The sequence below is a fragment of the Colwellia sp. MB3u-4 genome (assembly GCF_014077065.1).
In the GTDB taxonomy this organism is placed as follows: domain Bacteria; phylum Pseudomonadota; class Gammaproteobacteria; order Enterobacterales; family Alteromonadaceae; genus Cognaticolwellia.
Genome location: NZ_JACGVE010000045.1, coordinates 209,779 through 230,576 on the forward strand (window position 1 = coordinate 209,779; position 20,798 = coordinate 230,576).

Consider the following 20,798-nt stretch of genomic DNA (forward strand, 5'->3'; position numbering starts at 1 on the left):
CAAGTCGTGTTTAACACTTATCAACAAAACTTATCAATATAAGTTACTTTAATAAAAGCTATTTATTAAAAGCTATTTATTAAAGTAACTGTCTATAAAATATCAACATTTAAAGTCATAAACTTTATTATTCGCTAGCGTTAATGACTTTAAATAGGGCTAAATTTTTTGCTCAACCAATAGCTTATGCATAGATAGTGTTAGCCCAGCGCGTTAGGCCAGCCGTTACGCTGCCAAAATGGTCACCAACAACAATAGGGGTATGTTGAAATTGCGATTGTAAAAACTTATTTAACATCGGTGATTTAGCACTACCGCCAGTGACAAACACCACATCAGGCTGACAGTTAGCTTGGGCAATTGCATCTTTCATTAGCGCGGCTATCGCACTGAGTTGTCGATGACATGCCTCAGTAAAACCGTCCCTATCAAGCTTAACAGTGAGCCCTTCATAGATATCAGATAAATCTATTTGCTGCTCGGTTTGCTCGGTTAAGCCAATTTTGCTTTGCTCTGCGGCATTAACTACACGGTAGCTCAACTTTTGTTGTTGAACAGTTAACAAACGAGTTAATAACTCAGGATGTTCTGCATCGCGGATCAGTTGCTGCAAAAACCGTCCATTTTCGGCACTGTAAAATTGTGTTTGATGACTAATATTGTTAATCGCCATAGCCTGAAAGTAACTGTTACTTGGCATTGTTTTACCAGATTTTAATAAACTATCTAAACCAAAACTCGGCATGATACCTTTAAGGGCAAAGGCAATATCAAAATCATTACCACCAACTCGTTCACCACTGTGGCTTAATAAATCATTGCTTCTATCAGTTAACGCAGCATGCTCTGGTCCCATTAAAAGCATGGAACAATCGGTAGTACCACCGCCAATATCAACCACTAATACTTTAGTTTCTGTAGTCAGACTAGCTTCATATTCAAAGCCGGCTGCAACAGGTTCAAATTGAAATTCAACATCTTTAAAGCCAACCCGTTTTGCTGCATTGGTTAATATTTGTATGGCTTGTCGATTACTTTCTTCGCCTTTCATACCTTGAAAGTTAATAGGGCGACCAATAACAGTTTGATCAACACTTCTGCCAAGACTTTCTTCGGTGAGCGTTTTTATATTGCTCATCATAGCGGCAACAATATCTTCAAATAAGTCAACTTGCTGTGGCATTAAACCACTGGCACCAAGAAACGATTTTGGTGATTTTATGTAGTAGCCTTCGTCCGGCTCTTGTAAATAGTTATTTAATGCGGCTTGGCCAAACGATAATTCGGTTGGATAGCCATCTAAGGTCAGCTCTCGTAGTGAGTTTTTTCCTTTGTTTAGCTGTGCTTGACGTTGCTGTTGAAAGCTTTTTTGTTCTGCCAAAGCCAAGTTGTCGTGCAGCCAGTTGACAATAATGTCACGACTGGGCGCATACAAAGTTGAGGAGATATAGCGACCATGATCACCTAAAGATAATAGTTCTGGCGTGTTGTTTTTCATTACGCCGACAGCACAGTTCGATGTACCGTAATCAAATCCGATCATGTTGATATCCAAATATAAAATGGCCGCGAAGGATACTGGGATATGTAGCACTAGGCAAGGGCTTTTAGCTTATTAGGTAACATTTTTAATAAGCTAAAAGCCAATAAGTCATTATTAATTTATTTCAAAGGCGCACAAACGTAGTTTTAATCCTGTCAATCACGGCCATGTCGACGCTCACAGCTTAAACTTTTGCCTGTGTAAATTTTTTCGCGGTTGAATCGATTTATGAATCGATTCAAATTTAGGCGAAAAATAAAAGCTAAAGTGCAGAAGAAGTGAGCTAGCTCGGCTGATAAAGCTAAAACCATGATGAAAGCAGCGAGTGATAAATTAACCCATTACCTAGCTAATACAGGTTTAACGCTTAAATAGTTTAATGCTGAAGGTGGTAACGGCTTACAAGCCCAGGTGCTTTTATTATTGATAAAAACGGCATTAGTTGTACCCTGCAAGCAAAAGTGGATTTAAAGTCGTATGTGGCGTTTTGAGTGATTATTGCTGCACTCAATAAAGGAGAAAATAGTCGGGTTATTAAGGGTAAATTATCCGAGTAATTCAAACCAAAAGGCAGCTTCAAGCTGCCTTTTGGTGTTTAATTTACCTAAGAGCAAGCTCATTCACTTGGAGAACATTTCAACGGGTTATTTTTTACCCGTATAAAATAGCTGAGCGCACTAATAAAATGGCGATAAAAGACTAAACTATCTTAACCCGAAGCCATGGCCAAAATAGTTTTAATATCAAGTGTGTCTTGATATTGCACAAAACCTTTTGTGCACTTAACGCGTGCTAATACCGCCATTCTATCGGAGAGTTCATTCCCTTCTATATTGGCATGGCCTTTAACATGACTAATAATTAAATTACTTTTCAATGCTTGGTAGAGCGCAAAACATTGCTTAATTATTTCAAGGTTTTTAATTTCTTCACCTTTGCCACGAGTCCAGCCTTTAGCTTGCCAACCTTTTGCCCACTTAGTGATGCAATCAATTGAATATCTAGAGTCAGACAAGACTTGCACGGTTTTACCTTGTTTAATATGATCTTGTGCGTAGTTAAATGCGGCAAGTATGCCATTAAGTTCGGCGGTATTATTAGTGCCCATCGGCTCATATAAACCGTACCACAATTCAATGAGCTGTTGCTCTTGATACACTGCCATGCCCGTACCTGACTTCCCTGGATTGGGAGAGCAAGCACCGTCACAATAAATATTAATATCAGCACTTTGTTTAACAGGCGCTAAGCTATTACTTACGGCGCTACGATCCGCTTTAACGTAGGCAGCAGAAGCGGCAGGTTTAGTACCGGCACTTTTACTCATCGAGCGCTTAGTTAATGCTTTAGTGTAGGTAGATTGAAACGCCGCCTCGGCTTCAGCTTTTGATGCAAAACCCATATATTGCGCATCGGCACGTCCTTGGGTGTGGCTTTTAACATCATTCCACTGTTCAAATACCCCAGTTTTTGCCCCTTTCCACACCACATAATATTTTTTACTCATCAATTGTTAACCCTATTTTATTCGCCATAATTTTTTATGCTCTGTACGCCATTTGTTAAGACTACTTTACTTTTTTATTGTTTTTAATTGACCAAACAATTAATAGGACACCGGCAATAAAAAACGGAATACTTAACATTTGCCCTGCAGTTAAGGCAATATCAGCCGCATAGGCCGCTTGTTTTTCTTTTAATATTTCAATAAGAAAGCGAGCAGTAAAAATTAAAACTAAGAAAACGCCTAAAATAGCACCGGGTGGTGTTTGGGCTTTTTTCTGTTTATAAAAAATCATCAAAACAAAAAATATCGTTAAATAAGACAAGGCTTCATAAAGTTGAGCAGGGTGGCGAGCAAGGTTATCAATACGGGCAAAAACTACCGCCCAAGGGACATTACTCGGTGTGCCTAATATTTCAGAGTTAACAAAGTTTGCGCTGCGAACAAAAAAACCAAACAGCGCGGTACATATCGCGAGTCTGTCGAGTAACCAGAGAAAGTTCATCTGGTTTTTTTTGCTATAAATCCCCGCCGCAATAATAGCCCCTAAACCGCCGCCATGACTGGCCAAACCACCTTCCCAAATGGCGATTATTTTCAGTGGGTTAGCAAAGTAATAGCTTGGGTCATAAAAGAAACAATGTCCTAAACGGGCACCGACGATAACACCAATAACGATATAGACCAGTAAGTTATCTAGCGCGACTAAATCTTGTTTCTCGGTTTGAAAAATCCACTTCATGACTTGTAAGCCAGATAAAATAGCGGTGGCGAATAACACGCCATACCAATGTATAGTCAATGGCCCAATGGAGAAAAATACGGGATCAAAGTCCCAAACTAAATGTTGCAAAGCGTAGCCCTTAATGTTGCTTATGTTACTTATGTTGAATGAGTTAAATGTGACTTAAGTTAAGTCTTCACTTAAACAGCGATATTCTAGCAAGCTAGTGGTTGCTGTGCTGAATTAATTTCGCTGAAAGCGTTAATCACGTCTATGGGGTGTTCAACCTTGATTAAAATTTACTCAAATGACTCAACAAAAGCCCCATCATGCCCCAGTATTTTATTGGCCGGTTAAAGGTTAGTTTTATATTGGTTTACGTTTAGTCAGCGCTGCACTTTTTCAGCGTTTAAGCACATTAATATCGAATGAGTAGTTTTGACAATCTATTGGAATTATTCGACAATTACCATAGCTAGATTAATTCCGTTAACCATAAAGTTAACACTCGCAAAAGCTACACTGTTAGATTATCCATTGATAAAGGCGAAAAGTAATGTAGCGACTTTGCTAGATTCAAGTCTATGTGTCACCTTATTTTCAGGAATGACAACTCAACAAGAAAATCCTCAATAAGTGAAGAATAATATGCTGTTGTGTCTCTATCAATGAAAAATAGCGACACTAAGTTCTAGTATCCATGAGTCAGTCTTGAGCAAAATTTGGCGAGCTAAGTCGCAATAAACCCCCTTTTTACATGACAATAAGCGGTTTTATTTTAATCGTGAAGAAAAAGATGATTATATTCATCGCCATCCTATATATATGTAGAATAACTATATGATATTTTAAAGGCTTTAATGAAACCTTCGGTTGTTCAATGGCCAGCACATGCGGCTGAACAATGGCCAACACAGGAAGAATTTTAAGTATATTTAATCAATAATAATGAAGAGTAAAGACATGAAAAAAGTCTCAATGGGTAACTCGAGCATCGAATCTTCTCGTTTTATATACGGCTGCATGCGTATTGCCGGTGACAATAGTGCCAGTGATCGTATTAAAGGAAAAACAGCGATAATGGCTGCGCTAGAGGCGGGTTATAATCACTTTGACCATGCGGATATTTACGGTGCTGGTGAAAGTGAAAGTATTTTTGGTGAGCTGTTAGCTGAAAAACCACATTTACGTGAGCAAATTATTCTCACCTCTAAAGCCGGTATTCGACCGCGCAATAATGAGCACGACACTTATGCCCCCACGCGTTATGACTTTAGCCAGCAATATTTGTTGGCCAGTGTTGAAGGTTCACTTAAACGTTTAAATACCGATCACTTAGATATGTTTTTATTGCATCGCCCAGATTATTTATTTGATGTGCATGAAGTCGCTGAAACTTTTGCGTTATTAAAAGCCAGTGGCAAAGTTAAGCATTTTGGTGTCAGTAACTTTAAACCGTCGCAAGTTGAATTATTAAAGTCTGCGTTAGCTATGCCCTTGTTGGTGAATCAAGTTGAAATTAATATTCACAATATTGACACCTTACTTGATGGAACCTTAGATCAATGTCAGCAGCATGGTATTACACCGATTGCTTGGTGTCCTTTAGGGGGTGTTGCTTACTCTGCTTGGGGAAATACTTTTTCAGGTGAAGATGAACAAAGAATTGAAAACGAATTAAGTCACCAAAGTGAAAAATATGCTTGCGCGCCTTGGCAAGTTATTCTGGCTTGGTTATTAAAACATCCAGCCAATATTTGCCCCATCATAGGGTCAACCACACCAGAGCGCATTGTTGCCGCTAAACAAGCTTTAACACTAGATTACTCGCGAGAAGATTGGTATCGCTTATTAGAAGCTAGAAACGGCCAAGCTGTGCCATAACTATATTGAATCAACAATATATCGCATAAAAAAAGCCACTGAAAATGTCAGTGGCTTTTTTGTCATTTTAAGACCGGGCAGTAGCGAGTGATTTAGTTACAAACCATTATGATATTGAATATTGGTTGACTCAGGCACTAAATTATTCAGCTGTTGTTTTGCTGATGAATGGCTATCTATCGGATTTTTAGACTCGTCAGTAGGCTTTTTATCAGCTAATAACTCTTCAAACTGGCTGATCAACAACGCCTTATCAGGCGCTTGGCGATCACCGGTACCTATGTTGGTTAAATCAATCATAAAACCGTCGAATAAATCAGATAAGTCTTCAATAATTTCCATATTTAAAAACTGATCTTGGTTATAAATACTCGGGTAACCGGCTTTTTGTTTATCAATCGCGAACGACACACCTTTGAGATTAGTGATGGTTGTTGATTTATCACAAGAGAGCATACAGCCATTGTCGATACGTGGTTTTTCACAGCCAACACTTTGTTGGAAGAAACACTGTCGGCTAGTCATCAACAAAATAGGGTGGTAAATACTGTAAAATAATTTAAAGTTTTCTGGGCGAGCAATATGTTTCATTTGCATGGCGTTAATTTCGTTAGAAATAAAGGCACCGCTACAGTCAAAGTCTTCTTTCATCGCTAACAGCGCGTAGGAATTCGTAGTATTTAAAAATGGGCCTGCTATCCATTTTATGCCTAAAGCATTGGCTTTATAAGCAATGCCAGTATTGTTAGTGACAATTAATAGCGGCTTTACTTGCTCTAAAATAGTTACGGCAGCGTCATAATCTTTACCAATTAGCACAGCCGGAAACCACGGAATTAAACGTGGATTGTCCTGTAAAAAACCAACATATTTTGTACAGTCACGTTTATAAGCATCAGGCAATTTAAAATAAATATCGGCATGAGTAATATGCGCTAACTCAGCATCTGCTTCGTCACAGATCAAAATAGACAATTCATTTTTTGCTTGGCTTTGAACTTCGCTGTTAACTTCGCTGCTTAGTTGAGAGGCTACTTTTGGATGATTAACTAATGGCGGCAAGGTCACTTCTGGAATGATATCAACAGCATTATTTAACAAACTGGCGATTTGATTTTTCAGCGCGGTTAGCTCTTTAAACGGAATGCTTAAGCCGGTATTTAAGTTGTCACAGTTTAGCTCGGTCAGTAAAAACTCGGCGTTGTTAAAGCTTTTAAAGCGTTTTTCTATCGTGGCCTTATCAATACTGGCGTTTTCACTGGCGCGTAATAAGCTAGTGGATTGCACAGTGAAGCTATTTTGCTCAACAGAGAAGCCGGTAGTGGTTACGCTAACCTCTAAATGTTGTGCTGCTTGACCAGAAAAACGTAGCGTTAGTGGTACTTTTTCAATACTTAAATGCTTTATTTTCTCAACTACTTCGGCTTCAATTTCATTTTTGTCAGTTTGTAGGTTTTGCTCAACCTCATGAATTTGTACCACTGAAATTTGTTGCGACTTATCTGGCGAATGGCTTTGGCTTTCAGTGGCGTTATGTTTATTTATGGCATGAACTTTTGAATTATCACGCGGATTATCAATAAACATTGATTGATTTAAATCGCCTCTTAAAAAGGCATTGGAAAAATCACGATTAAATACTTTGTAAAGGCGTTCGCCATCTTCGGTTAATTCGCCGGTATTGAGGAAGCCATCAATTTGTTTACGAAAACTATCCACCACGGTATGTACATAGTTTGCGCCTTTAATACGTCCTTCAATTTTAAACGAATGCACACCAGCGTCGATTAAGGCGGGCAAATCAAAAAAGGCAGAGTTGTCTTTAATGTTTAATGGAAAATTATGACCTGTTGCTGTGGTTTCATATTCTTCTCGACAAGCTTGGCTACAACGGCCGCGGTTACCTGAATTGCCAACACTGGCAGAGGTTGAATAACATAAACCTGAAAAGGCCACGCAAAGCGAACCATGAACAAATACTTCGCTCAACAGGTTATATTCACGACACACAGCGGTTATGGCGGTAATTTCACGTAAGTTTAATTCTCTTGATAAATTAACCCGCGAAGCACCTAATTTTTTTAGGAACGGAATTTGTCCGATATTATGAGTGGTTAACTGGGTTGAAGCATGAATGTCTAAGGTCGGGAAATGCTTCTTGATGATATTAAACATGCCGATATCTTGTACGATAACGCCGTCTAACGTAGTGTTAACCAGTTTACTGAGTAACTTGGCAATAGACTTAAACTCACGTTCTAAAATAATCACATTTAAGGTTAAAAATATTTGGCATTGGTATTGGTGTGCCAAACGAATGATGCCAATCAGCTGTTCAAAGGATATATTAGCGGCGCGATTACGGGCATTTAGGGTATCTAAGCCGCAATATACCGCGTCTGCACCCGCTATAATGGCCGCTTTAATTGCGTCGACATCTCCACCGGGGGCTAATAATTCTATTTTATGATCCATTGGTACAACTTATTTTTTTCGCTAAATTTAAGAGCAGGGATTTTACCCGTATATTTCACCAATGAATACCGTTAAAGTTGCCGTTTATAAATAATGTTAATTCAATAGTTGCGTGTTATGGCATTACCTATCCTTTATTCGTTAAGAAACTGTCCTTATGCAATGCGAGCACGTATTGCTATTTTTAAATCGCATCAACCGGTTGCGCTGCGTGATCTGGTATTAACGGATAAACCTGCCGCGATGATTTTAGCTTCCCCCAAGGCTACCGTGCCTATTTTAGTCTTGGATGAAAACAGCCCGTTTAAGGAGGATAATGCGCGAGGGAATAAAGCATTAAGCGAAGCAAGTACAAATCGAGCAGAAGATAACCGTATCGTTATCGATGAAAGTCTAGATATTATGCTATGGGCGCTTAAAAAATCGGATCCCAACAACTTACTCCATGCTGATAACAGGGTTAATTTACCTATAAAGCCAGACGAAAAAGTAAATACCTTCCTAAACAAGACCAACAAGCCCAACGAAAAGTTAAATGAAATGCTGGCACTCATTAGCGAGTTTGATGTTGAATTTAAACGGTGTTTAGAAGCTTATAAATGCGCAAAGCGTTACCACGAAACTAACCTTAATGAATGCCGAACCGCATGCGAGCATTATATTCAATTATTGGAGTCACGCTTAATACAGCATGACTATTTATTCTCCGCACAAGAGAGTTTAGCTGACATTGCTCTGTTGCCGTTTATTCGTCAATTTGCCCGCATAGAACGCCAGTGGTATTTGCAATCACCGTATCCTAAGCTGAAAAATTGGCTGAATCGTTACCTACAAAGCCCGATGTTTACCCGAGTAATGGCAAAGCATCCACTGTGGCTTGAGTGTGGTGAAGAGGTTATTTTTGTTGGTAAATAAAGTAGCCGGTAAGCGAGGGCAGGAAATTATCATGGGTTTAATTTTTTCGCTATTGTAGGCCTTATATTAGCTGTCTTATACTAGCGATAAAACAGCTAAAATCACGATAGCCTGACATCAAAAATAAGCGGTATGTAGCTTAGTGATCATGATCAAGGCACTGTCAGCACTTATAATAAATAGCTAGAAATTATTTTTGATATTTCTAGCATTGAGGATTGCCCTGAAAACTCAAATTTCACTTTACCTAGGGCAGAAAAATATATTTCTAGTTCAGAATCAAGATCGAAGGTACCTGATGTTTCAATAGAGTAGGCAACAATATTTTTGTAAGGTAAAGAGGTGAAATCTTTTTTACTGCCAGTAATACCCTGAACATTAACCGCGATTATTCTCTTATTGGTAAAGACTACACCGTCACGCATGGTTTTATATGAGTCAACTATTTGTTCATCATCTAATAGTAGGCTGCTTACTTTTTCAGCATAATCAGTGTCTTGCTTAAGCTTGAAAAAACCTTTGTTATTAAAGTCAATCATCGAAAAATCCTTGTATTGTTAATAGTTAAGCTTTGATCCCTTGTTAGGGGTGCAGGTATAAGTACTCTATTGGGCTGTTCAGGTAAGCGTTATGTGTTTTTTTGGTCAACTCAGTGCATAAAAGTATGTTGAGTCGATAACCACACTGATCAGTCATGATTTAATCATTACTTAGTTGTTGTGCTTTTTCAAGATGCAATTTAAGTTGCGATCCCTTTGGGCAAGTCTGAACTTTGAAACCGCACAAGTATAAGCCTATTAAGACGATGACGTTGATTCGGTTGCAGGAAAGTCTCTAGCGGCACCATGATCACACTTTATACAGTTTAGCTGCTGACCTAGCATGGCGTGTCTGGTTGCCTTATTGACTACCCATGGGCGGTTAATAAAAGGCGGTTGATGACGAACATGTTGGAAGTGGCCACATTCTAGTCTGGCTACCCAATGATTTTCGTCATCAAGATGGTAGTCGATGATAGCTTGTAGCATATTGTTTTTTCCATTGACAATTTTATGGGATAGTTAGCGTGAGTTATGAGTAATCTGTCGTTGTTTATTGCTTATCGGTAATAGGTAGTTAACAACATAAAATCAGTAAGTTAATTTACAAGCCAAAAGTTATGATGAATAAGAAAAGTTACTAGGCGTTAGTTAAGGGGTTTTATTCATTATTACTTGTCATTGTTACTTGCCATTGTTGCTCGCCATGTTTGTTCATCAATGGCATTAGCTTCATGGTCGAGTCGTTCAATAAAAGTAATACCATCAAGATGGTCTAACTCGTGCTGAAAAATACGCGCAAGAAAGTCAGTGAAGGTCTGTTGATGTGGTTGGCCTTGTTCATCGAGATATCGTACAGAGATACTTTGATGACGACTGACCAAAGCTCGTTTGCCTTTCACACTTAAACAGCCTTCCCAGCCTAACACTTGCTGGGTACTGGCGCTGAGTATTGCTGGGTTAATGATAACTGCAGGCGCTAATAACGGCGCATCAGGGTAGCGTTCACTGGGCGCAGAACACATGATAAATAAACGCACACTTTTGCCAACTTGCGGCGCGGCAATACCAACACCATTGGCTTGGGCAACGGTAGCTTTTAGATCTTTAATTAGCTGCTTTATCTCCGCAGTGTGAACATTGGCTATTGGTTTTGCGATAGCAGATAAAACCGGCTCACCACGTTGTAAAATAGTTAAAGTGCTCATGATGATACTTCTCTTTTTTGCTCTGCATTGAGCGCAGTGTCTGTGGCGGCAGAGGTTTTATTTATTTTTTCACGTTCTTTTTTAAAGTAAAACCAGCTAACAACGAATAAGATAACAATAAAAGGTAAACCGGTTAATACCACCACATGCCAACCTGCTTTAAACAATATCCAGCCAGCCATTAATGACGCGATAGCCTGAAAGCCAAAAATAATAAAGTCATTAATCGCCTGTACTTTATGACGTTCGCTAGCTTGATAACTTTGTGGTAAAAGCGAGGTGCCGGTAAGAAAAAGAAAATTCCAGCCAATGCCCAATAAAATTAATGCCCACCAATAATGCATCACTTGTTCACCGGACAAGGCAATAACCGTGAGCACCGCATAAATGATGGTGCCTGCGAGCATTAAGTTTTTTAAGCCAATGCGTTTGACTAATAAGGCGGTAAATAACGATGGAATAAACATGGCGGCAATGTGACTTTGGATCACCCATTTTGTATCGTTTAAACTATGACCATGAAGTTTGTGCATGCTCAGGGGAGTTGCGGTCATTAGATAACTCATCAGAGCAAAGCCAATAGCGGCTGACAATATGGCGATAATAAAAATAGGTTGTTTGACGATTTCACTTAAGGGCCTAGCTTCCCCTTGGTTATCACTCGTTGTTACTTCAGGATTAGTAAAGTTCAACATCAGCAACATAGCCAGTAGAAACAGCCCAGACAAAAATAAGAAAGAACCAGCATAGCCGTGTGGTGAGCTTAACCAGTCTTTTGCAGTTACGGCTATTTCAGGCCCTAAAAAAGCAGAAAAAATGCCACTGAGCATTAAAATCGATAATACCGTAGGCACTTCATTGCGGTTGCTAACACTTTCAATCGCGGCAAAGCGTAATTGTTGGGTAAAAGCGGTGCTAATACCCAGTAAAAAACTGGCTAAAATGAGTAATTCAAAATGGGCGTTTAAGGCAGCAAACATGGCGACCAGTGTGCCGGAAAAACCTAGTGTGAAGCCAGTAAATGTCGCAAAACGTCGACCTTTATTTTTAGCTAATAACGCGGCTGGAATAGCGCCACTGGCCACGCCGAGTATCATCATAGTCACCGGTAGGGTAACTAGTGCAGGATCAGCCCCCATGCTAGTGGCAAGTATACCGCCAATAAAAACAATCACTGGCGATGCGGCCATCACTAAAGGTTGCACTAAAAAAAGTAACCAGACGTTTTTGGGTAGCGTAAACAGCCGTTGTAAGCCAAAAAAGCTTAAGAGCAATAACGCCAACGTGATGAAAATATTGATTAGCATTAACTGCCCTTATAGATGACTGCCGAATTTGGCTAAATAGTCTGAGACTATCATACTGAAGTTTTTAAAGCTTTGGGGGGAAATTAGCGATTTTGAAGGTAATAAATTTTTTTAATTATTTATTATCAATCGTTAAATCGAGTGATAAACTCCGTTTTGAAAATTATTCGTTTGCTTGATAAAGAGTCATAGGATTAATGGCAATAACTCTTTAGCCAAGCACTTTGCAAAAATTAATAATAGCAAACCGAGCCATTAATTAGTCGATTTGCTATAAGCCTAGAAAGAGTTGTAATGAAATTTAGCCCGTTAGTTCAAGAACTTATTGATTCATTAAAATGTTTACCTGGGGTTGGTGCAAAATCAGCGCAGCGTATGGCCTTTCATTTACTTGAGCGAAACCGTCATGGCGGTAACAAGCTTTCACAAACCTTGGCTCGGGCCATGGAAAATATTGGTCATTGCGAACAATGTCGTACATTTACTGAAGAAGCCTTGTGCGATATCTGCCTGAGTCCAAAGCGTAAAATAGCGGCGCAACTGTGTATTGTTGAAACACCAGGTGATGTTATTGCTATTGAACAAACGGGTGAGTTTCAAGGGCTTTATTTTGTTTTAATGGGACATTTATCCCCCCTTGATGGTATTGGTCCAGACGATTTAGGTTTAGACGTGTTGGAAAAACAATTGGCGACAGGGCAATTTAGCGAAGTGATCTTGGCGACTAACCCGACCGTGGAAGGAGAAGCCACCGCGCACTTTATTGCTGAACTGACTCAAACCTACGATGTTAAAATTTCACGTATTGCTCACGGTGTGCCGGTCGGTGGTGAACTAGAATATGTTGACGGAAATACCTTGTCACATGCACTGTCAGGTCGTAAAAATTATAGCTTTTAGTCTTGATAAACATCAGTTTTAGGAGTTATTAGCTTGCAAATAATGTTTAGTTTGCGAAAAATCATGGCGTTGCAGATAGTGAGTATTGTCTGCTTTATTCTACTCACTGGCTGCACAGCAAAAAATCAGTTAAGGCAGATAGAACAAGCTGACTCTGTTATAAAATATAAAGAAAGTTTAGCTAAACCCACACGTTTTTCTAATTTATATCCCGGCAAAAAAAGTTACTTAATTACCTGTAAGGACAATTGTTATCAGTCCTCACCAGTCGTTGAATGTGAAACACCGGCTGAAAATTGTCGCTTTATTGGTGAACAATCGCCACCTAAGGTCAACACAGGTTTTAGCTTTCGCTGGCTTGGGCACGCTAGTTTTTATATCAAAAGTCCTGAAGGCAGTACCTTACTGCTAGACCCAGTGAGTGAACAATTTGATTGGCCAGTGAATTGGGCTTTTAAGTTAAGCGCCGGCTTTTTTCGTAATGAACCACAGTGGCCATCGCTCAGTGAAATTGGCGATGTTGACGCTGTATTGTACTCACATATTCACTATGATCATTTTAACAAAGCTGATATTGAAAAAATTGGCACCGATACGCAATATTTTGTGCCTTTAGGTTTTGCAGCGCATTTTCCTAATAACGGCTATCGCATTAATGAAATGGCTTGGTTTTCAAAAACTACATTAGCCGAGCTGAAGATTAACTTTGTGCCTGCACATCATTTTAGTAGTCGAATTTTAATCCCTTATTTATACGAAGATAAAGATGTTACGCTTTGGGGCGGTTGGGTTATCGAACACCAAGGTCAACGGATATTTTTTGCGGGCGATACCGGATATTCAGAGCATTTTAAAGATATTCAACAGCGTTATGGTGATATGGATGTTTGCTTGATGCCAATTGCTTCGTATTTTCATCGAGAAAATAGCGCATGGTATCGCTATGTTCACACCACGCCCGAAGATGCTTTAGTAGCGGCGCAAGCGCTAAACTGTAAAGTCATGATCCCATGGGGTTATGGCAATAATAGCTGGAAAATGGGCGATCATAGTTCTCATTCGCCGTTATTACGCTTATTAAAAATGCATAAAGCAATGAACTCGCCAATACCTTTACATATTTTAAATGAAGGTGAAGAAGTTACCTTTTAGCAGCAGCTATGCTTAAATTTATTCAACACGCTTACTGGTTGAATAAAGGCTAGTTAAGCTCAGTGTTAATCATCACAATTTTAGTATGGCCAATGTTTTTAATATGCTATTTGGCGGCGGGCAGGTATAAAGTTTGTCGGTTAGTGGCTATCAGGTTTACTCGCTTGGTTGGGCTTTAATTCATAAAGTTAAATAAAATTTAACTTTCTTCAGCACAAATGCCGATAAAAAAAACAAAAACAACAGCCACTGCAGATATTTATTGGCCCATTACTTTGATCCCCCGCTAAACGTTTGACGGACTAAAGTCCGACCTACAAAAGAGCTATAAAAGACCGATAAAACAATTGCCTAACGCTATACTATCACCCGTAAGCCCTATGTAGGTTGGACTTTAGTCCATCAAGTTAAATGAAATTTAACTTTTTTGGTATTAATGTTGGGTAACAAAGCAATACCTGCTGCATATTTTTTGTTAACCCATTGCCTTGATCGTCGGCTAAGCGTTTGACGGACTGAAGTCCGACCTACAAAAGAGCTATAAAAGACCGACAAAAGATCTATGAAACAATTTCCTAACGCTATATTATCACCCGTAGGACCTATGTAGGTTGGACTTTAGTCCATCAGGTTAAATGAAATTTAACTTTTTTTTGTATTATGATTGCCTAACAAAGAAAGACCTGCTGAAGATTTATTATTAACCCATTGCCTTGATCGTCGGCTAAGCGTTTGACGGACTGAAGTCCGACCTACAAAAGAGCTATAAAAGACCGACAAAAGATCTATGAAACAATTGCCTAACGCTATATTATCACCCGTAGGCCCTATGTAGGTTGGACTTTAGTCCATCAGGTTAAATGAAATTTAACTTTTTTTGGTATTAAGATGGCTCAACAAAAAAAGACCTGCTGCAGATTTATTATTAACCCATTGCCTTGATCGTCTGCTAAGCGTTTGACGGACTGAAGTCCGACCTACAAAAGAGCTACAAAAGATCTATAAAACAATTAGCTAACATACTCTTTCCTCTCTAGCCTTTTAAAAATAAGACCTCATAACTTAACGCCTTGTTGTCGAACAGAGCGTTTTAATTAATCATCTATAAATTACTCGCAAGTTGGTTATGAGTCATTAAATTATTTTTCGCATATTTGAGTAATAATATGCCACATAGAACAATAAAAGCGGTTAAATACAGTGCCGCGTTATAATTGTTAAATTGCGCGATTAACGCCACACAATAAAGTGGTGCAACTACTTGCCCAACGCCATAAGCTGCAGTAATTACCCCCATGATAAACACGGGGTTTTTACCGGCTAATTGGCCACCAAAATTCATAAACAGTGAAACAAGGCCAATAAAGGTGCCACCGTATAACACGCCACTGAGTAAATTAAGCCATATATTGGCAGAGAAGGTCGGGATTAAAATAGCAATGACCTGCAGTGCCATCGCCACCATCATAATGTCGATACTATTGAACCTGTGTGCTAAACGCATCCAAATAATGCAAGAAGGAATACCCGCTAAACCAACCGCTAACCAAGCATAGCCGCCATAACCCGCTAACCCTGGCAGTGAGTTTACTATGTCAGGAAGAAAGGTCGCTTGTACCACCATGCCAACACCTTCGGTGAAGTAGGCCAGCGCTAACACAATCACCAGTGGCGTAAATAACGATTTATCAAATTTGTGGCTAATAACTTTGTCAGCCCCTTGCTTGTCAAAACTGAGAATATAGGCGGAATAGCAGGCGAATATTACCCCCGCAATCGCTAAAGCTAACCAAGCATGTTGCCAATTGTCACTATAGGCAAAAACACTGCGCATGATTAAGTCAGACACCAATATTGAAAAACCTAAACCACTAAAGTGTATACCCATTGCTTTGGTTTTATTGGTATTTTGTAGTTTTGACATCACGATGGCAGAGCCAACCACTAATGCCATCGCCGCGCCAAAGCCTGCAAATAGGCGAGACAGTAGCCAAATAGTATTGTTTTCGGTAAAAGCCAGTACCAGTGATGTGATAACACACAAGGCTAAGCCAATGCGGAAAAATTTCACTTTGGCATGAATATCTTTAATAAAAATAGAGAAAATTGAACCCGATAAATATCCAACATAGTTAATTGACGCGAGTACACCGGCGAAAGCGATACTGAGGTGGTTTTCCAACATGGATGGCAGTAATGAGGTAAAGGCAAAACGCGCGACGCCAACACCAACGACTAAGGCTAAAATGCCAGCCAATAAGATTGCGGCATTGTTATTTCGATCAAGCAACATGTTAAATTCCTGTGTTATCGCTTACGGTCAATACTGATAAAAAGACAGTAATTGAGCCAATTTTGGTCATTAGAGCACAAACAAGCTAATACTCTAATGTAAGGACAGAAGTTACTGAAAGCAAATCATTATTTGTTATTAAGCGTATATAAAAATAGCGAGAAATAAAATTAAAGCCAAGCAATGATAAAGTCGAACAGAACTATTATCTCTGATGTTTTTTTAATTTCTTGCTTGAAAACCTTATCGCCACCCCCACATGTTAACTATCGAGTGAGTATTGGATAATGATGTTTAATATTCACGATAAACAATCATTTTAATGTTAGTTAGAGTAGGAAGTTTCCAGATGTCTGAGACAGGCCAAAAAGAAGTTCACGGTTTTCAAACCGAAGTAAAGCAACTATTACAGTTGATGATCCACTCACTTTATTCAAATAAAGAAATATTCTTACGCGAGTTAGTTTCAAACGCTGCTGATGCCGCTGATAAATTACGTTTTAAAGCATTATCGAATGCTGATTTATATGAAGGTGACGGTGATTTACGTGTACGAGTAAGTTGCGATAAAGAAAACAATACCCTGACTATTTCTGATAACGGTATTGGTATGACACATGACCAAATCGTTGAGCATTTAGGGACTATTGCCAAATCAGGTACTGCTGAATTTTTCTCACAACTTTCTGGTGACCAAGCGTCTGACTCACAATTAATTGGTCAATTTGGTGTCGGCTTTTACTCAGCATTTATCGTTGCTGACTCGGTTACTGTGCGTTCACGTGCTGCCGGCGTTGATGCTTCAGAAGGTGTTGAATGGACAAGTGCTGGTGAAGGTGAATTCACTACCGCTAAAATTGAAAAAACCAACCGTGGTACTGACATTATTCTTCACTTAAAAGAAGAAGAAAGTGAGTATGCTGATGATTGGCGTTTAAAAACTATTGTCACTAAGTATTCAGACCATATCTCTGTTTCAGTTGAAATGTTAACACCAGAAGTACCGGGTGTTGACGCGATTGAAGAAGTAAAAGATGATGAAGGTGAAGTAACAAAACCAGCCGTTGAAGCACGCGACGCTGTTCCTGCTATATGGGAGCCTGTGAACAAAGCCACCGCACTTTGGACACGAGAAAAGTCTGAGATTACTGACGAAGAATATAAAGAGTTTTATAAGCATGTATCACATGACTTTGGTGACCCACTTTTATGGGAACATAATAAAGTAGAAGGTAAAACTGAATATACTTCATTACTTTACATTCCATCTAAAGCCCCGTTTGATATGCATAACCGTGAGAAACAGCATGGTTTAAAATTATTTGTTCAACGTGTGTTTATTATGGACGACGCCGAGCAATTCATGCCAAGTTATTTACGTTTTGTAAAAGGCTTATTGGACTCAAATGATTTGCCTTTAAACGTATCACGTGAAATTTTACAAGATAATAAAATCACGCAAGCCATACGTAAGGGTTGTACTAAACGTGTTTTAAAAATGCTTGAAAAATTGGGCAACAAAGATGCTGAGCAATATCAACTATTCTGGAACGAATTTGGTCAAGTACTAAAAGAAGGTCCAGCAGAAGATTCTTCTAATAAAGATGCTATTGCTAAGCTCATGCGTTTTGCTTCTACTCATGAAGATAACAGCCTGCAAAGTGTTTCACTTGCGCAATACGTTGAACGGATGAAAGAAGGCCAAGATAAAGTTTATTATGTCGTTGCTGATAGTTTTGAAGCGGCTAAAAACAGCCCTCATCTAGAAGTGTTCCGCAAAAAGGGCATTGAAGTACTATTGATGGCTGATCGAATTGATGAATGGTTAGTAAGCCATTTAACTGAGTTTGATGGTAAGCAATTACAATCAGTTACCCGTGGTGGTTTAGACTTAGGTGATATGGATGATGCTGAAACGAAAGAAGCACAAGAAAAACTTGAGCAAGAATTCGACTCAGTTGTTATTCGTATAAAAGCTGCGCTTGCAGGTAAAGCCAAAGACGTTAAAATATCACAACGCTTAACCGATTCACCGGCTTGTATTGTTGCTGATGAACATGATATGAGCAGCCAAATGATGAAGTTGATGCAATCAGTGGGTCAAGAAGTACCAGATTCATTGCCAATTTTTGAAATTAACGCTGAGCATGACTTGATCAAGCACGTTGCTGAAGAGCAAGACGATGAAAAGTTCACACAATGGACTGAAGTTTTATTTGAACAAGCCATGTTAGCAGAGCGGGGCAGTTTGAAAGACCCAGCAACTTTTGTTGCTCGTTTGAACAAACTAATGTTGAGCCTAACTAAATAAACTGCAGTTAGGTTAAATAATGATCTAGGTCATATTATCATTCGACTATCATTAGACTTTAGTCAAAAAAAGGAGCTTTTTAGCTCCTTTTTTGTTTTTTTGCACCGCTAGCTACTTGTTTGAAGCCCTTTGAATATGTATAGTGTTTGCTCTTTCACAATACTAATTCATTAATTAAATAGGGTTATACTAAATGCGCATTATTTTATTAGGTGCACCAGGTGCCGGTAAGGGTACTCAAGCACAATTCTTAATGGCTAAATTTGGCATTCCACAAATCTCTACCGGTGACATGCTTCGTGCTGCGATTAAAGCAGGCACTGAACTCGGCCAAAAAGCCAAAGCAGTGATGGACGCAGGACAGCTTGTATCTGATGAATTAATTATTGGTTTGGTTAAAGAGCGTATAGCCCAAGACGACTGTAAAGCCGGTTTCTTACTTGATGGCTTTCCACGCACAATTCCACAAGCTGATGCAATGAAAGCGAGTGGCGTTACTGTTGACCACGTTATTGAGTTTGATGTACCAGATGAAGTGATTGTTGAACGCATGGCAGGCCGTCGTGTTCATGCCGGTTCAGGTCGCGTTTATCATCTCGTTTACAATCCGCCAAAAGAAAACGGTAAAGACGATGTAACGGGTGACGACTTATCTGTGCGTCCAGATGACGAAGAAGCAACTGTACGTAAGCGTTTAGGTATTTATCACGAACAAACTAAACCATTAGTTGACTACTACCAAGGCGAAGCTAAAGCTAACGCTTGTGCCTATTTAACGATTGATGGCACACAACCGGTTGAACAAGTGAGCTCATTGTTAGATGAGAAACTATCATAAGTTAAGCACTGAATGCTAAGTTATGAAATATGAAGCTCGCTTATGCGAGCTTTTTTATGTTTAGTATGAAGGGATTTTTTTGTGCCAAATAAAATCTAAGGCTTTATGTAGGCTGGACTTCAGTCCATCAGGTTTAATGAAATTTAACTTTTTTACTATCAAGACAGACAAAAATAAAACCTGCTGCAGATGTTTATTGCTTATCTAATTAATACCAATTTGATTAATTAACTTCCCACTTTTATCCAATCTCTAGAGCAAAGATCTATCACCCTAGATGCATCTGAAACAAAAATATTCCAGGTTCGACTACATTCATTAACAATATCTTCATATCCACTAAAACATCTGTTCGCTAATTCATTCTGCCTCAGCCATTGCCATACTTGCTCAATAGGATTTAGTTCAGGTGAATAAGGGGGCAACTTTATAATTGATAAGTTATCAAATTTTTCGGTTAAATGGACTTGATGCCAAGCTGCACCATCCACAACTATCACGGCGTGTCTTCCTTTGGGTACCTTTTGGGCAATCAATGCTAAGTGTTTTTCCATCACATCCATATTCATGATTGGCGCTATTAATGCCTCGGTATCTCCTGTTGCCGGCAAACAGCACCAAAAAGATAAGCATACTCAAACTGCTGTTGCTTAACCGCTCTTGGTCTTGTTCCTTTTTTTGCCCAGAGCCTTGTCGTTGTATTCTGCTGGCCAAAGCGTGCTTCATCTTGAAACCACACATCTACATTTTTAAGGCTGACATTCCACGGGATCGTACGGATCATTTCCATTTCGAATTTTTTTAAAAGCTTCTTGTACTTCATCTGATTGCTTAGGGTGCCTTGACCGACTCGTTATCCATGAGAAGCCTAGCTGATGTAAAAGCCGATAAATATTATCAACTGAATAGTCGACTTTAAATTCTTGCGTAATATAAGCAACAAGTGTTTGTGCTTTGAGCCTTCCGCCTTTGGGTTTAATACTATTATCATGAATGTACTGGCTTAGTTGGGAGAGCTGTTGTTCATTTAGATTACAAGGTCGTCCAGAGCGAGGTTTTTCTTTTAAACCATCAAGACCTTGTTCATAAAATCTTTTAACCCAGTCATTAACAATACGTCGACTAATATGTAAGTTTCGTGCTGTCTGTGTGTTATTAGCGCCACTTTTGATATGAGAAAGCGCCATCAAACGAACCCGCATTCG

18 protein-coding genes are annotated in these 20,798 nt (G+C 39.2%); 6 read left to right on the top strand and 12 right to left on the bottom strand.

The features are described from left to right. Positions 1 to 184: 184 nt before the first annotated feature. From yegD to lgt, 3 genes are all read right to left on the bottom strand, one after another. Complete coding sequence (yegD, locus tag H4J61_RS02155) at positions 185 to 1,543, bottom strand: molecular chaperone (RefSeq protein WP_182183247.1); 1,359 nt, start codon at positions 1,541 to 1,543, stop codon at positions 185 to 187. A gap of 709 nt (positions 1,544 to 2,252) precedes the next feature. Beyond that, positions 2,253 to 3,050: a ribonuclease H family protein gene (locus tag H4J61_RS02160; RefSeq protein ID WP_182183249.1), complete on the bottom strand. Its 798-nt coding sequence runs from the start codon at positions 3,048 to 3,050 to the stop codon at positions 2,253 to 2,255. 61 nt (positions 3,051 to 3,111) lie between these two features. Further along, a complete protein-coding gene (gene lgt, locus H4J61_RS02165; RefSeq protein ID WP_182183252.1) occupies positions 3,112 to 3,900 on the bottom strand; it encodes a prolipoprotein diacylglyceryl transferase in 789 nt (262 codons plus the stop codon). 834 nt (positions 3,901 to 4,734) lie between these two features. Between lgt and H4J61_RS02170 the strand changes: the two genes are divergently transcribed. Then, complete coding sequence (locus H4J61_RS02170) at positions 4,735 to 5,655, top strand: aldo/keto reductase family oxidoreductase (protein ID WP_182183255.1); 921 nt, start codon at positions 4,735 to 4,737, stop codon at positions 5,653 to 5,655. Between the two features lie 96 nt (positions 5,656 to 5,751). On the opposite strand, the gene H4J61_RS02175 is transcribed toward H4J61_RS02170, so the two are convergent. Beyond that, complete coding sequence (locus tag H4J61_RS02175; RefSeq protein WP_182183258.1) at positions 5,752 to 8,130, bottom strand: peptidase U32 family protein; 2,379 nt, start codon at positions 8,128 to 8,130, stop codon at positions 5,752 to 5,754. A 117-nt stretch (positions 8,131 to 8,247) separates the two neighbouring features. Between H4J61_RS02175 and H4J61_RS02180 the strand changes: the two genes are divergently transcribed. Continuing rightward, a complete protein-coding gene (locus tag H4J61_RS02180) occupies positions 8,248 to 9,045 on the top strand; it encodes a glutathione S-transferase (RefSeq protein WP_182183261.1) in 798 nt (265 codons plus the stop codon). A 170-nt stretch (positions 9,046 to 9,215) separates the two neighbouring features. Here the strand turns inward: H4J61_RS02180 and H4J61_RS02185 are convergent, their stop codons facing one another. The 4 genes from H4J61_RS02185 to H4J61_RS02200 all read right to left on the bottom strand — a co-directional run bounded on the left by H4J61_RS02185 (position 9,216) and on the right by H4J61_RS02200 (position 12,099). Then, positions 9,216 to 9,584 carry a PH domain-containing protein gene (locus H4J61_RS02185; RefSeq protein WP_182183264.1) on the bottom strand — a complete coding sequence of 123 codons (369 nt, stop codon included), beginning with the start codon at positions 9,582 to 9,584 and terminating at the stop codon, positions 9,216 to 9,218. Between the two features lie 258 nt (positions 9,585 to 9,842). Beyond that, positions 9,843 to 10,073 carry a DUF3565 domain-containing protein gene (locus tag H4J61_RS02190; RefSeq protein WP_182183266.1) on the bottom strand — a complete coding sequence of 77 codons (231 nt, stop codon included), beginning with the start codon at positions 10,071 to 10,073 and terminating at the stop codon, positions 9,843 to 9,845. A 182-nt stretch (positions 10,074 to 10,255) separates the two neighbouring features. After that, entirely contained in the window at positions 10,256 to 10,792 is a 537-nt protein-coding gene (gene def / locus H4J61_RS02195) for a peptide deformylase (RefSeq protein ID WP_182183268.1), read from the bottom strand. Beyond that, positions 10,789 to 12,099, bottom strand: coding sequence for an MFS transporter (locus tag H4J61_RS02200; RefSeq protein WP_182183271.1), 1,311 nt, complete (start codon positions 12,097 to 12,099; stop codon positions 10,789 to 10,791). Before H4J61_RS02200 ends, def begins: the two co-directional genes overlap by 4 nt. A 294-nt stretch (positions 12,100 to 12,393) precedes the next feature. Between H4J61_RS02200 and recR the strand changes: the two genes are divergently transcribed. Both recR and H4J61_RS02210 read left to right on the top strand, forming a co-directional pair. Continuing rightward, positions 12,394 to 12,999: a recombination mediator RecR gene (recR, locus tag H4J61_RS02205; RefSeq protein ID WP_182137581.1), complete on the top strand. Its 606-nt coding sequence runs from the start codon at positions 12,394 to 12,396 to the stop codon at positions 12,997 to 12,999. Positions 13,000 to 13,041: 42 nt separating this feature from the next. Next, positions 13,042 to 14,151, top strand: a complete 1,110-nt coding sequence (locus H4J61_RS02210; protein WP_259363061.1) for an MBL fold metallo-hydrolase — start codon at positions 13,042 to 13,044, stop codon at positions 14,149 to 14,151. 1,102 nt (positions 14,152 to 15,253) lie between these two features. On the opposite strand, the gene H4J61_RS02215 is transcribed toward H4J61_RS02210, so the two are convergent. Continuing rightward, positions 15,254 to 16,444, bottom strand: a complete 1,191-nt coding sequence (locus tag H4J61_RS02215; protein ID WP_182183274.1) for a YbfB/YjiJ family MFS transporter — start codon at positions 16,442 to 16,444, stop codon at positions 15,254 to 15,256. Between the two features lie 349 nt (positions 16,445 to 16,793). Between H4J61_RS02215 and htpG the strand changes: the two genes are divergently transcribed. Then, positions 16,794 to 18,755: a molecular chaperone HtpG gene (gene htpG / locus H4J61_RS02220; protein WP_182183276.1), complete on the top strand. Its 1,962-nt coding sequence runs from the start codon at positions 16,794 to 16,796 to the stop codon at positions 18,753 to 18,755. A 193-nt stretch (positions 18,756 to 18,948) separates the two neighbouring features. Next, complete coding sequence (gene adk / locus H4J61_RS02225; RefSeq protein WP_182137584.1) at positions 18,949 to 19,593, top strand: adenylate kinase; 645 nt, start codon at positions 18,949 to 18,951, stop codon at positions 19,591 to 19,593. A gap of 227 nt (positions 19,594 to 19,820) precedes the next feature. On the opposite strand, the gene H4J61_RS17840 is transcribed toward adk, so the two are convergent. The 3 genes from H4J61_RS17840 to H4J61_RS17845 form a co-directional block, all read right to left on the bottom strand. Next, positions 19,821 to 20,204, bottom strand: coding sequence for a transposase (locus tag H4J61_RS17840; protein WP_259363057.1), 384 nt, complete (start codon positions 20,202 to 20,204; stop codon positions 19,821 to 19,823). Further along, positions 20,174 to 20,416 carry a transposase gene (locus tag H4J61_RS18115; RefSeq protein ID WP_404852052.1) on the bottom strand — a complete coding sequence of 81 codons (243 nt, stop codon included), beginning with the start codon at positions 20,414 to 20,416 and terminating at the stop codon, positions 20,174 to 20,176. Before H4J61_RS18115 ends, H4J61_RS17840 begins: the two co-directional genes overlap by 31 nt. Next, positions 20,343 to 20,798 (bottom strand): IS630 family transposase (locus H4J61_RS17845; RefSeq protein WP_259363058.1); only part of this gene is annotated, 456 nt, incomplete at its 5' end. The genes H4J61_RS17845 and H4J61_RS18115, both read right to left, overlap by 74 nt.